Raw genomic sequence first — 13291 nt, forward strand, 5'->3', positions numbered from 1 at the left:
CTGCAAGATGTAGGGGACAGGGTTTGCCCGCAGACCGGGTCCAGACCCGGGGCGCCGCTATGCTCCCGGCCCATGTTGACCGTGATGAATGCCTGCTGGCGCGCCGCCGCCTACTGTCTGCACCCGCGCGTGATCGTGCTGTCGCTGATGCCCGTGGTGGTGGCCGGCGCGGCCGCCTTCGGCCTCGCGTGGTTCTTCTGGGAGCCCGCGATCGACGCGGTCCGGCTGTGGATCGACAGCATCGCGTGGCTGGCCCCCCTGTCGGGCTGGTTCAACGAGATCAGCGGCGGGCGCTTCCGCAGCGTCATCGGCCCGCTGGTGGTGGTGGCGCTGTCGATCCCGGTGCTGCTGATCGCCTCGCTGCTGCTGGTCTCCGTCTTCATGAGCAGCGCGATCGTCGACCTGGTCGCGCGGCGGCGTTTCCCCGACCTGGCCCGCAAGCGCGGTGGCCACTGGCTGGGCTCGCTGGCCGGCTCGCTGTTCAACACGCTGCTGGCGCTGCTGATGCTGGTCGCGTCGATGCCACTGTGGCTGATCCCGCCGCTGGCGCTGGTGCTGCCGCCGCTGATCTGGGGCTGGCTGGCGATGCGGCTGATGAGCTACGACGCGCTGGCCGACCACGCCAGCCGCGAGGAGCGGGTGCTGCTGATGCACCAGCACCGCCTGCCACTGCTGGCGATCGGCCTGATCACCGGCTACCTGGGCGCGGCGCCGTCGCTGATCTGGGCCACCGGCGCGATGGCGCTGCCGATGATGCCGCTGCTGCTGCCGGCCTTCGTCTGGCTCTACACGCTGGTGTTCGCGTTCGCCTCGGCCTGGTTCGCGCACTACGCGCTGGCCGCGCTGGCCGACCTGCGCACGCGCAGCTTCCCGGAGATCGTGCCGCCCTCGCCTGCGGCGTCTGCCGCATCCAACCCGCGCCCCGTCGACGACCTGCCGCCGCTGCCCGCACTGGCGGCCGATCCGCCGGTCGCGCTGCCGCCGCCCCCTGCCTCCAACCCGAACAGCCCCACGCCCGCACCATGAACTTCGGACTCATCATCGTCGGCGACGAGATCCTCTCCGGCAAGCGCCAAGACAAGCACCTCGCCAAGGTCATCGAGCTGCTGTCGGCACGTGGCCTGGCGCTGGCCTGGTCGCACTACGTCGGCGACGACCCGGCGCGCATCACCGCGATCCTGCGCACCGCGTTCGACAGCGGCGACGTGGTCTTCAGCTGCGGCGGCATCGGCGCCACGCCCGACGACCACACCCGCCAGTGCGCCGCCGCCGCGCTCGGCCGGCCGCTGGCGCTGCACCCCGAGGCACGCGAGCTGATCATGGCCCGCGTGCGCCTGATGGCCGCCGAGAAGGGCTGGCCGGACGATCCGGATCACCCCGACACGGTCCACCGCCTGAACATGGGCGTGTTCCCCGAGGGCGCGACGATCATCGCCAACCCCTACAACCAGATCCCCGGCTTCTCGGTCGGCCACGTCCACTTCGTGCCGGGCTTCCCGGTGATGGCGCACCCGATGATCGAGGCGCTGCTGGACGGCCCCTACGCCCACCTGCACGGCGGCGCTGCCCAGGTCGAGCGTTCGGTGGTCGTCTACGGTTCGATGGAGGCCAGCCTGACGCCGCTGATGATCGAGCTGGAGGCGCGCTTTCCGCCGGTCAAGGTGTTCAGCCTGCCGAGCGTCGACCATCCGGTCCACGGCCGCCACATCGAGCTGGGCGTCAAGGGCCGCGACGGCGAGACGCTGTCGGCCGCCTACGTCGCGCTGATCGACGGCCTGCGACGCTTCGGCGCCGAACTGGGCCCCGAAATGGTGCGACCCTGATTCACCATGTCGGTGCATTTGATTGCCCATTTCTGGTGCGCAATCCGGGCATCCGACACGACCTGCCGCGTGAAGCCGACACCTGGGCGCCGACGGGCATCCGGGCATTGCACCGGACTCGGGCGCGGGCACGCTTTCTGCTAAATTTCCCCGCCGTCTCGGCGCTCGCGCCCAGATCGACCGCACATTACCCCGTCACTTCCATCTCTTCCATCTCGCTAGGAGCCTCCTGATGGCCAAGACCGTCGCCGACGTGATGTCGATGGTGAAGGAAAACGAAGTCAAGTTCGTCGACTTCCGTTTCACCGACACCCGCGGCAAGGAACAACACGTTTCCGTGCCCGTTTCTGCTTTTGACGAAGACAAGTTCACCTCGGGCCACGCCTTCGACGGCTCCTCGATCGCCGGCTGGAAGGGCATCGAAGCGTCGGACATGCAGCTGATGCCCGACCCGAACACCGCCAACATCGACCCCTTCTTCGAAGAGTCGACGCTGATCCTGACCTGCGACGTCATCGATCCGGCCGACGGCAAGCCCTACGAGCGCGACCCGCGCTCGCTGGCCAAGCGCGCCGAGGCCTACATGAAGTCGACCGGCCTGGGCGACACCGCCTACTTCGGTCCGGAACCCGAGTTCTTCGTGTTCGACAGCGTGCGCTGGGGCGCCGACATGTCCGGTTCCTTCTGCTCGATCGAAGCCGAGGAAGCCGCCTGGAACACCGGCAAGGACTACGAGCACGGCAACAAGGGCTTCCGTCCCTCCGTCAAGGGCGGCTACTTCCCGGTGCCCCCGGTCGACAGCGGCCAGGACATGCGCTCGGAGATGTGCCTGATCCTGGAATCGGTCGGCATCCCCGTCGAAGTCCACCACCACGAGGTCGCGAACGCCGGCCAGATGGAGATCGGCACCAAGTTCAGCACGCTGATCCAGCGCGCCGACTGGGTCCAGCTGCAGAAGTACATCATCCACAACGTGGCCGCCGCCTACGGCAAGACCGCCACGTTCATGCCCAAGCCGATCGTCGGCGACAACGGCAGCGGCATGCACGTTCACCAGTCGGTCTGGAAGGACGGCAAGAACCTGTTCGCCGGTGACGGCTACGCCGGCCTGAGCGACTTCGCGCTGTACTACATCGGCGGCATCATCAAGCACGCCCGCGCGCTGAACGCGATCACCAACCCCGGCACCAACAGCTACAAGCGCCTGGTCCCGGGCTACGAAGCCCCGGTGAAGCTGGCCTACTCGGCCAAGAACCGCTCGGCCTCGATCCGCATCCCCTACGTCGCGAACCCGAAGGGCCGTCGCGTCGAGGCGCGTTTCCCGGACCCGCTGATGAACCCGTACCTGGGCTTCGCCGCGCTGCTGATGGCCGGCCTGGACGGCGTCGAGAACAAGATCCACCCGGGCGAAGCCGCCACGAAGGATCTGTACCACCTGCCGCCGGAAGAGGACGCGAAGATCCCGACCGTGTGCTCGAGCCTGGAAATGGCCCTCGAGTACCTGGACAAGGGCCGCGGCTTCCTGACCAAGGGTGGCGTGTTCACCGACTCCTACATCGACGCCTACATCGACCTGAAGATGCAGGAAGTCCAGCGCATGCGCATGACCACGCATCCGATCGAGTTCGACATGTACTACACGCTGTGATGCCGCCCGGCGGCCCTGCGGCCCCGGCAGCTCACGCGCCATGACATGCGCACGGACGGCCCTTCGGGGCCGTCTTTTTTTTGCCCGGATGGCTGGGCGATACTGCCCCGCGATGCCTTCCATGACCCGAATTCGGCCCTCCGTGACCCCCTGGTTCGTGCCCCTGGTGCTGGCCTGCGGGAGCGGCTTTCCCGTCGCGCCGGCGCAGGCCCAGGACCGCTCGGTCTACCGCTGCCCGGGCAACCTCTACACCGACCAGATCAGCGTGCGCGAGGCCGCCGAGCGCGGCTGCAAGACGCTGGAAGGCGCGGCCGTGACCGTCGTGCAGACCCGTCGTCCGGAAGCGCCGAAGGCGGCCGCATCGGGCGGTGCCGCCGCATCCGGCACCGCAGCGGCGCCGGCAGCCCGAAGCGGCGGCAACGAGGGCGCCCGCATCGATCCGGCCGAACAGCGCGCGCGCGACACCGACGCGCGCCGCATCCTCGACGGCGAGCTGCGCCGCGAGGAAGAACGGCTGGCGCAGCTGCAGAAGGACCTGAAGGACGCCGCCACCGCGCCGGCCGAGCGCCAGAACGAGCTGCGGGCCGCCGTCTCGCGCAAGGAAGCGGACGTCGCCGCGATCCGGCGTGAACTCGCCAAGCTGGGAGCAGCCACGCCATGAGCCTTCTGCGCGGACCGGGCTACGACGCCTTCGATCACCTCGCCACCATGGTCGCCGTGCTGCGCGCGGACGGCCGCTGCGTGTTCGTCAACGCGGCCTTCGAGGCCACGCTGGGCCTGCCCCGGCGCACGCTGCAGAAGTCGCGCATCTTCGACTGGTTCATCGACCCCTCGCTGCTGCAGAGCACCTTCCGGTCGGTGGTCGACAACGAATACGCCACCGGCCGGCTGGAAGCCCAGATGCGCCGCAGCGCCACCGGCGGCGAGCCGCTGCCGGTCCACGCGATCCTGACCCAGATCGGCCACGGCGAGCAGGTGCTGCTGGAGCTGGTCGAGATCGAGCAGCAGGCCCGTCAGGACCGCGAGAGCCGCACGCTCGACCAGGCCCGGATGACCAAGGAGCTGATCCGCAACCTGGCCCACGAGATCAAGAACCCGCTGGGCGGGATCCGCGGCGCGGCGCAGCTGCTGGAGATGGAGCTCGACAACAAGTCGCTGACCGAATACACGGGCGTCATCATCCACGAGGCCGACCGGCTGCAGGCCCTGGTCGACCGGCTGCTGGCACCGCACCGGCGGCCGCGCGTGGTCGCCGACGTCAACATCCACGAGGTGCTGGAGCGGGTCCGCTCGCTGGTGCTGGCCGAGCACTCGAAGGGGCTGGAGATCGTGCGCGACTACGACATCTCGCTGCCCGAGTTCCGCGGCGACCGCGAGCAGCTGATCCAGGCGGTCCTCAACATCACGCAGAACGCCGCCCAGGCGCTGGCCGGGGAGATCGCCGACGGCAAGGCGCGCATCGTCTTGCGCACGCGGGCCTCGCGCCAGGTCACGATCGGCCGGACCCGCTATCGACTGGCACTGGACTTGCATATCGAGGACAACGGACCCGGCGTGCCCGCCGAGATCCGCGATCGCATCTTCTTCCCGCTGGTCACCGGACGTGACGGCGGTTCGGGCCTCGGACTGACGCTGGCGCAGGACGTCGTGCAGCAGCACCAGGGCCTGATCGAATGCGAGAGCGAACCGGGGCGCACGGTGTTCAAGATTCAGATCCCTCTGCCGTGACGGGCCTGCGTGGTCCGTCGCCCGGAGTGGCTCAGCCAGGACAGCCCACGCATGAAACCCATCTGGATCGTTGACGACGACCAATCCATCCGCTTCGTTCTGGAGAAGGCCCTGGCGCGCGAGGAGCTGCCGGTGCGCAGCTTCACCAACCCGCGCGACGTGCTGGCCGCGCTCGAGGACGACGAGCCGCAGGTGCTGGTCAGCGACATCCGCATGCCCGGCGGTTCGGGCTTCGACCTGCTCGCCAAGGTCAAGGAGCGCCTGCCCGGCCTGCCGGTCATCATCATGACGGCCTACTCCGACCTGGACAGCGCCGTGTCGGCCTTCCAGGGCGGCGCCTTCGAGTACCTGCCCAAGCCCTTCGACCTGCCCAAGGCGGTCGAGCTGATCCGGCGTGCGGTCGACGAGAGCCAGCGCGAGGAGAGCGTCGACGAACACGCCAGCGAAGTGCCCGAGATGCTCGGCCAGGCGCCGGCGATGCAGGACGTGTTCCGCGCCATCGGCCGCCTCAGCCAGAGCAACGTCACGGTGCTGATCACCGGCGAGTCCGGCGCCGGCAAGGAACTCGTCGCGCGGGCGCTGCACAAGCACAGCCCGCGTCAGGGCGGGCCCTTCGTCGCGATCAACACGGCGGCGATCCCGAAGGACCTGCTCGAGAGCGAGCTGTTCGGCCACGAGCGCGGCGCCTTCACCGGCGCGCAGGCGACCCGGCGCGGGCGCTTCGAGCAGGCCGAGGGCGGCACGCTGTTCCTCGACGAGATCGGCGACATGCCCTTCGACCTGCAGACCCGGCTGCTGCGGGTGCTGTCGGACGGCCAGTTCTACCGCGTCGGTGGCCATGCGCCGCTGAAGTCCAACGTCCGCGTGATCGCGGCAACGCACCAGAACCTGGAAGAACGGGTGCGCGACGGCGCGTTCCGGGAAGACCTGTTCCACCGCCTCAACGTGATCCGGCTGCGCCTGCCGGCGCTGCGTGAGCGGCGCGAGGACATCCCCTCGCTGACCCGCCACTTCCTGCAGCGCAGCGCCAAGGAACTGGGCGTCGAGACCAAGAAGCTGTCGGACGCGGCGATGGCGCTGGTCGTCGGCTTCGAGTTCCCCGGCAACGTGCGCCAGCTGGAGAACCTCTGCCACTGGCTGACGGTGATGGCGCCGGCCCAGACGGTCGACCCGAAGGACCTGCCGCCGGAAGTGCTGGGCGCCCTGCCCTCGCAGGGTCACGGCCTGGGCGGCTTGTCGTCGGCACCGATCGGTCACGGCACGCCGTCCGGCCACGTGGCGGCAACGGTGTCGTCGGTCGAGGCCCATCGCAGCGCCCCGGCGCCGGTGATGCTCGGCAGTGGCTGGCTGGCCGACCTGGAGCAGGAAGCCCGTTCGCTGCTGGAAAGCGGCCAGCCCGAGGTCTGGGACCACCTGACGCGGCTGTTCGAGGGCCGCCTGATCACGACCGCGCTGGCCATCACCAAGGGCCGCCGCATCGAGGCCGCGCACAAGCTCGGCATCGGTCGCAACACCATCACGCGCAAGATCCAGGAACTCGGCCTGGATTGAACGAACGCGAAGAGCGGGGACGGACATCCCCCGGGCACGCAGGGCTGTCCTGAACCGGGGTTGACCTGCCTCAAGCGCCATGGCGTGCGGCTGCCGCACATTCGACCAGAAGCGGTTCGCTGAACCGTCTTGTCGAATCACCCGCTAGCTCATGGTTGTGCAGCTCTTGGACACCACTCCTCCGATCACCCGGGCCCCGCGCGCGGTACACCTGCCCAAGCCCCGGCGTCGCCTCGCGGCCGCGCCGCCGGCACCGGCCGATCCGACGCCGTGGCTGATCGCCTTCGGCGCCCCGCCGCTGGGATCGGGCGAGATCGCGGTGCTGCAGCAGATCGCCATCCGCCGTCCGGTCGCCGCCGGCGAGTCGGTCTTCCGCGACGGCCAGGCCGCACGCACGCTGGTGCTGCTGCTGTCGGGCGACGCGGTGCTCGGCTCACGCGCCGCCGACGGCAGCCTGCGCACCGAACGCAGCGTCGCCGGGCCGTCCTGGCTGGACGGCCACTCGGCCTGGCTGGGCGAACCGCATGCGATGGAGGCGCTGGCGCTGTCGGACGTCGTCGTCGCCGAACTGCCCATCGAGATGCTGCGGCTGCACCTGACCAACATGCCGCTGCTGGGGCTGCGCTTCTGCGCCAACCTGGCCCGCGAGGTTCGCTCGCTGACCGATGCGTCGCGCAACCTGCTGCACAACGACGCGCCGGCCCGTTTCGCGCGCTGGCTGGTGCAGCGCTGTCCCGGTCATGGCGACCGCTGCGAGCTGCGCCTGCAGGAGCGCAAGCGCGACATCGCCCAGCAGCTGGCGATGACGCCCGAGACGCTGTCGCGCCTGATGCGCAGCTTCGAGTCGCGCGGCGTCTTCAGCGTGCGGGGCTACAACGTCACCGTGCACGACCTGGTGGCCCTGCGGCACATGGCCGGCGAGGACCACTGAGCCGCAGCGGCGTCAGTGCGCGTGGCCGTGCGCCACGCCGCTGATCAGCGCGATCAGGCCGATGCCCGCGCCCATCCAGCCCAGCTGCAGCAGGGTGTCGCGCCAGTCCAGCCGCTTCTGCAGCTGCGGGATCAGGTCGGCCACGGCGATGTAGATCAGCGTGCTGGCCGCCACCATCAGCATGTAGGGCAAGGCCGTCTGGAACGGCGCCAGCGCGACATAGCTCAGCACGCCGCCCAGCACCGAGGCCAGCCCGGTGATGCAGTTGAAGACCAGCGCCCGGCGCTTGGTGAAGCCGGCGTGCAGCAGCACGATGAAGGCGCTCAGCTCGTGCGGGATCTCGTGCACGCCGACCGCCAGCGCGGTCAGCCAGCCCAGCGCCGGATCGGCCAGGAAGGCCGCGCCGATCAGCACGCCATCGCAGAAGTTGTGCGTCGCGTCGCCGACCAGCACGCTCCAGCCGCCCCGGCCGGCCTGCTCGGCATCGAAGCCGTGGTGGTGGTGGTGGTGCGGGTCGTCGCCCTCGTGGTGGTGGTTGTGGCGGTAGAGCTCGACCTTCTCCAGCAGGAAGAAGAACAGCAGCCCGCCCAGCAGCGTCGCGAACAGCGCCTGCGGCTCGGCGGCGGCGACGCCCTCGTGGGCCTCGAAGGCCTCCGGCAGGATGTCCAGCAGCGCGGCGGCCAGCATCACCCCGGTCGACAGGCTGACCATGTGCGGCAGCATGCGCGCCAGCAGCGGCAGCGCCAGCCAGCCGGCCAGCAGCACCGACAGCACGCCGCTGGCAAAGGTCGCGATCAGGATGGAGACGAGGATCATCCGGCGGCCTCAGGCGATGCCGTGGCGGCCGAGCCAGTCGACGCAGCGGCGCCAGCCGTCCTGCGCGTCGGCCTGGCGGTAGCTCGGGCGGTAGTCGGCGTGGAAGGCATGCGGCGCCTCCGGGTAGACGACGAACTGCGAGGCCTGCGCGGCCGGCGCCCGAGCCGAAGCGGCCGTCAGCGCGGCCTTCATCTGCTCGACCGCCGTCAGCGGGATGCCGCCGTCCTGACCGCCATACAGGCCCAGCACCGGCGCCTTCAGCTCGGCGGCGATGTCCACCGGATGACGCGGGTTCTGCGGCGTGACCGGCCCGGTCAGCCGGCCATACCAGGCCACCCCCGCCTTCACCGCCGGGTTGTGCGCGGCATAGAGCCAGGTGATGCGGCCGCCCCAGCAGAAGCCGGTGACACCCAGCCGCCGCGTGTCGCCGCCCTGACGCGCGGCCCAGGCCACGCAGGCGTCCAGATCGGCCATGACCTGCGCATCGGGCGTCAGGCGGATCACCTCGGCCATCAGCTTCTCGATCTCGCCGTACGACGACGGATCGCCCTGGCGCACGAACAGCTCGGGCGCGATCGCCAGATAGCCCAGCTTGGCGAAGCGCCGCGCCACGTCGGCGATGTGCTCGTGCACGCCGAAGATCTCGCTGACCACCAGGATCACCGGCAGGCCGGTCTTGCCGGCCGGTGCGGCGCGGTAGGCCGGCAGCGGGAAGCCGCCCACGTCGATCATGACCTCGCCGACCTCCAGCCCGACGCTGTCGGTGCGGACCTCGGTCTGCGCCGTCACCGGCAGCACGGCCGCCGCGAAGCCGGTGCCGATGGCCGTGCGCAGGAAGTCGCGGCGGCTGTCGCTGCCCGCCGGGTCGACGGCGGTGTCAGGAAGGGTGGCGTGTTCGGTCATCTGGCTCTCCCGGCCTGACGTCGCGTCAGGGAAAGCCGGCGATTCTAGGCACCCGTCAACGCCTTGCCAGCAGCGCGGCAACCCCGTCGCGATCGGGCATCGCGTCGATCGCGCCGCGTCCGGTGACGGCCAGCGCCGCCGCCGCGTTGGCCTGCCGCATCGCCTCGGGCAGGCTCAGTCCGCGAGCCAGTGCCGCCGCCAGCGCGCCGGTGCAGGTGTCGCCCGCGCCGATGGTGTCGAGCACCTCGACCGACCAGCCGGGCTCGTGCAGCGGCGCCTGGCCGGGCCGGAACAGCCGCACGCCATCGGCTCCACAGGTCACCATGACCGCGCCGGCACCGCGCCCGAGCAGCTGCTGCGCGGCGGCCTCCAGCGGCGCGTCGTCGCCCAGGCCGGCCAGCGCCAGCAGCTCGCCCTCGTTGGGCGTCATCAGGTCGCACAGGGCCACCAGGCGGTCCGGCAGGGGCCGGGCCGGCGCCGGGTTCAGCACGGTGGTGACGCCGTGGCGACGGGCCAGCGCGAAGGCCGCCTCGGTCGCCTCGATCGGCACCTCGCACGGCGCCATCACGACACGGGCCGCCGCGATCGTCGTGGCGGCCGCCTCGACATGGCGCGGCCCCAGCCCGGCACCGGCGCCAGGGTAGACCGCGATGCTGTTGTCGCCGCCGTCGTAGACCCAGATCTGCGCGACGCCGCTGCGCTCGCCGTCGACCACCTCGACATGGCGCGTGGCGATGCCCTCGCGTTGCCACAGGTCCAGCGCCATGCGGCCGAAGTCGTCGGCGCCAATGCGCGCCAGCACCGCCACGCGGGCACCCTGTCGCGCCGCCGCGACCGAGGCATTGCTGCCCTTGCCGCCCGGGCTGACCTCGAAGGCGCTGGCCATCAGCGTCTCGCCACGGGCCAGCGGACGGGGCACGCGCGAGACCAGGTCGGCGTTCCAGCTGGCCAGGCAGACCACGTCGGCCGCGAGGGTGCCGGTGTCGTTCATCGCGTCGTTCATCGGCTGGCTCATCACTTGACCCCGTAGCCCATCGTCTGCGGCAGCCACAGCACGAGCTGCGGGAACAGCGTCAGCGCCAGCAGCAACAGCAGCAGCATGACGATGAAGGGCCAGCCCTCCTTCATCATTTCGCCGATGGGGATGCCGGTCAGCGCCTTGGTGACGAACAGCAGCATGCCGAAGGGCGGGTGGATCATGCCGATCATCATGTTCAGCACCACCAGCACGCCGAAGTGGACCAGGTCGATGCCCAGCGCGTTGACCGCCGGCAGCAGCATCGGCACGAACACCAGCAGCAGCACCGAGACGTCCAGGAAGCAGCCCAGCACGAGGAACATCACGTTGACCAGCAGCAGGAAGGGCACGCGGCCCAGCTGCATCGCGTCGACCCACTGCGCCATCGCCTGCGGCACGCCTTCGGCGGTGAAGGCGTAGTTCAGCAGGAAGGAGCCGGCGAGGATCATCGTGATGACCGCGCTCGAACGGGCCGACTCCAGCAACACGCCGGCCAGCTGACGCAGGTTCAGCGCGCGGTAGATGACGGTCGACAGGATCAGCGCATGGCAGGCCGCGACGGCCGCCGCCTCGGTCGGCGTGAAGGCACCCGAGTAGATGCCGCCCAGCAGCACCACCGGCATCGACAGCGGCAGGGCGCCGCGGAAGATCACCGCCGGCCATTCGGACCACGGCACCGGGGCCTCGCGCGGCATGTCGCGCCGCACGGCGATGACGTGGACGACGGCCATCATCGACAGCGCCATCAGCACGCCGGGCAGCACGCCGCCCAGGAACAGCGCGCCGACCGAGGCGCCCGACACCAGGCCGTAGATCACCATCGGGATCGACGGCGGGATGATGGGTCCGAGCGTCGCGCTGGCCACCACCACCGCACCCGCGAAGCCGCGGCTGTATTCGGGCTTCCTGAGCATCTGGCGGATCGTCACCAGGCCCGGCCCGGCCGCATCGGCGATGGCGCTGCCGCTCATGCCCGAGAAGATCACGCTGACGAGGATGTCGACCTGCGCGAGACCGCCGCGCATGCGGCCGACCAGGATGCGGCAGAAGTCGAACAGCCGTTCGCTGACGGTGCCGGCGTTCATCAGGTTGGCGGCCAGCACGAACATCGGCACGGCCAGCAGCACATAGCTGTTGTAGAGGCCGTTGCCGATCTGCTCGGCGACCAGTCCGAGGTCCTGCTGCTTGACGCTCAGGTAGGCGATGCCCGAGGCGATCATCGCGAAGCCGATCGGCAGGCGCATCAGCATGCCGCCGAGCAGCACGCCGCCGAGGGCGAGAAGGGCAAGGTTCATGTCGTCCTCAGGCGGAGGGAATGGCAGCGTCGTCGAGGTCCAGCCCGCGCCACGCCCGCACGACGGCGATCGTGCTGCGCACGATCAGCGCGACCATCAGCAGCACGAACGGCGCGAACACCAGCATGAAGGGCACGCCCAGCACCGGCGTGCCTTCACGGGCCATGAAGTGGACGTAGTCCCACGTGGCCGGCAGGGCCCAGGCGCACAGGGCGCCCAGCAGGCCGTGGCCGACGATGCGCAGGACCTGGCGCGTGCGGCGTCCGACCGCGTTCCAGACCAGGTCGAACATGACGTGCTCGCGTTCGGGCACGACCACGGCCGCGCACCACAGGATCACCCAGACGTACAGCATCACCGCGACCTCGTCGGTCCACGGCAGCGGCTTGTGGAAGACGAACCGCGCCACGACCTGGACGATGAAGACCAGGAACAGCGCGGTGAACAGGGCAATGGCGACGCCATCGGCCAGTCGCTTCGGCAGGGTGCGCATCGTGCGGCGTCCGGCGGCTTACTTGGTCGCGTTGATGCGTTCGAGCATGCCCTTGGGCCAGCTCTTGGCCATCTCGCTGGTGGCGTAGGCGGCCTGCACCTGGCGGCGGAAGGCCTCGACGTCCGGCGTCGTCACGGTCAGGCCCTGCTGCTTGAAGAAGTCGATGATGGCGGCCTCCTCCTTGATGCGGTTCTCGTTGTTGAACGCGGCCGCCGCGTTGGCTGCGGCCTGCACCTTCTGCTGCTGGGCCGGCGTCATCGCCTTCCAGGCCTTGTCGGAGATCGCGATGAAGATGCCGTCGACCAGGTGGCTGGTCAGCACGAGCTGCTTGGTGACCTCGTAGAACTTGGCCGCGCGCACGGTCGGCAGCGGGTTGTCCTGGCCGTCGATCGTGCCGGTCTTCAGGCCCAGGTAGACCTCGCCGAAGGCCAGCGGCGTGGCGGTCGCGCCGAGCGCCTCGCCGAGGAACAGCCACTCCTTGCTGCCGGGCATGCGCAGCTTGACGCCCTTCAGGTCGGCCGGCGTCTTGACGTCACGCACGTCGCGCAGGTTGACCTGGCGGGTGCCGAGGTAGATGGGGGTCAGCAGCGTGACGTCCATCTTCTCGGTCGCGAGCTTGAACAGCTCCTGGCCGACCGGACCGGCGAAGACCTTGGCCTGGTGCTGCGGGTCGCGGATCACGTAGCCGGCGGTGAAGATGCTGAACTCCGGCACCTGCTTGGCGATGTCGAAGGCCGAGATCGACGACAGCTCCAGATTGCCGCGCGCCATGGCCGCCGGCTCGGTGCCCTGCTTGAACAGTGTCGCGTTGAGGTTGATCTGGACGTCGAACTCGCCCGGCGCGGACTTGTCGAGCGTGTCCTTGAAGACCGTCCACATCTTGCCGTGCCAGTCGTCCGGCACGGCCGGCGTCGAGATGCGCAGCAGCACCTTGGACTGGGCCTGGGCCAGCGGGCTCAGCAGCGTGCCCAGGCCGATCACGGCGGCGGCGGCAAGGGTCGAGAGGCTGCGGCGGCGCAGCGAGGTGGTGGTCGTCATGGTGGGTCTCCTCGTTGGATCGGGTTCAAGCCGCGTGCGGCTGGAGG

The 13291-nt window shown here is 70.0% G+C and carries 13 protein-coding genes; 7 read left to right on the plus strand and 6 right to left on the minus strand.

All coding sequences use genetic code 11. From position 1 onward, the window contains the following. The first annotated feature begins 72 nt into the window (after positions 1-72). From ACWA7K_RS16100 to ACWA7K_RS16130, 7 genes are all read left to right on the plus strand, one after another. Positions 73-1026: an EI24 domain-containing protein gene (locus ACWA7K_RS16100; protein ID WP_456162412.1), complete on the plus strand. Its 954-nt coding sequence runs from the start codon at positions 73-75 to the stop codon at positions 1024-1026. Beyond that, positions 1023-1823 (plus strand): competence/damage-inducible protein A, encoded by an 801-nt coding sequence (locus ACWA7K_RS16105; RefSeq protein ID WP_456162413.1) that lies wholly within the window; start codon positions 1023-1025, stop codon positions 1821-1823. The genes ACWA7K_RS16100 and ACWA7K_RS16105 overlap by 4 nt, the downstream gene beginning before the upstream one ends. 232 nt (positions 1824-2055) lie before the next feature. Beyond that, positions 2056-3471: a type I glutamate--ammonia ligase gene (gene glnA / locus ACWA7K_RS16110; protein WP_456162414.1), complete on the plus strand. Its 1416-nt coding sequence runs from the start codon at positions 2056-2058 to the stop codon at positions 3469-3471. A 142-nt stretch (positions 3472-3613) separates the two neighbouring features. Then, a complete protein-coding gene (locus ACWA7K_RS16115; protein WP_456162415.1) occupies positions 3614-4132 on the plus strand; it encodes a hypothetical protein in 519 nt (172 codons plus the stop codon). Continuing rightward, positions 4129-5199 (plus strand): nitrogen regulation protein NR(II), encoded by a 1071-nt coding sequence (gene glnL, locus ACWA7K_RS16120; RefSeq protein ID WP_456162416.1) that lies wholly within the window; start codon positions 4129-4131, stop codon positions 5197-5199. Before ACWA7K_RS16115 ends, glnL begins: the two co-directional genes overlap by 4 nt. A gap of 51 nt (positions 5200-5250) precedes the next feature. Continuing rightward, entirely contained in the window at positions 5251-6750 is a 1500-nt protein-coding gene (gene ntrC / locus ACWA7K_RS16125; protein WP_456162417.1) for a nitrogen regulation protein NR(I), read from the plus strand. A 166-nt stretch (positions 6751-6916) separates the two neighbouring features. Continuing rightward, positions 6917-7681 carry a Crp/Fnr family transcriptional regulator gene (locus ACWA7K_RS16130; protein WP_456162418.1) on the plus strand — a complete coding sequence of 255 codons (765 nt, stop codon included), beginning with the start codon at positions 6917-6919 and terminating at the stop codon, positions 7679-7681. 12 nt (positions 7682-7693) lie between these two features. On the opposite strand, the gene ACWA7K_RS16135 is transcribed toward ACWA7K_RS16130, so the two are convergent. From ACWA7K_RS16135 to ACWA7K_RS16160, 6 genes are read right to left on the minus strand one after another with little or no spacing between them, the layout of a single operon-like run. After that, the gene (locus ACWA7K_RS16135) at positions 7694-8497 is read right to left on the minus strand and encodes a ZIP family metal transporter (protein ID WP_456162419.1); all 804 of its coding nucleotides are present in this window, start codon (positions 8495-8497) and stop codon (positions 7694-7696) included. Positions 8498-8506: 9 nt separating this feature from the next. Beyond that, complete coding sequence (locus ACWA7K_RS16140) at positions 8507-9400, minus strand: dienelactone hydrolase family protein (protein ID WP_456162420.1); 894 nt, start codon at positions 9398-9400, stop codon at positions 8507-8509. Positions 9401-9455: 55 nt separating this feature from the next. After that, on the minus strand, positions 9456-10415 hold the full coding sequence (locus ACWA7K_RS16145) for a ribokinase (protein WP_456162421.1): 960 nt from the start codon (positions 10413-10415) through the stop codon (positions 9456-9458). Further along, positions 10415-11713 (minus strand): TRAP transporter large permease, encoded by a 1299-nt coding sequence (locus tag ACWA7K_RS16150; protein ID WP_456162422.1) that lies wholly within the window; start codon positions 11711-11713, stop codon positions 10415-10417. Before ACWA7K_RS16150 ends, ACWA7K_RS16145 begins: the two co-directional genes overlap by 1 nt. Positions 11714-11720: 7 nt before the next feature. Then, complete coding sequence (locus tag ACWA7K_RS16155; RefSeq protein WP_456162423.1) at positions 11721-12206, minus strand: TRAP transporter small permease; 486 nt, start codon at positions 12204-12206, stop codon at positions 11721-11723. Positions 12207-12224: 18 nt separating this feature from the next. Continuing rightward, positions 12225-13244 carry a sialic acid TRAP transporter substrate-binding protein SiaP gene (locus ACWA7K_RS16160; protein ID WP_456162424.1) on the minus strand — a complete coding sequence of 340 codons (1020 nt, stop codon included), beginning with the start codon at positions 13242-13244 and terminating at the stop codon, positions 12225-12227. Positions 13245-13291: the final 47 nt, after the last annotated feature.

It is taken from the genome of Leptothrix mechoopdaensis (SeqCode), assembly GCF_053893855.1.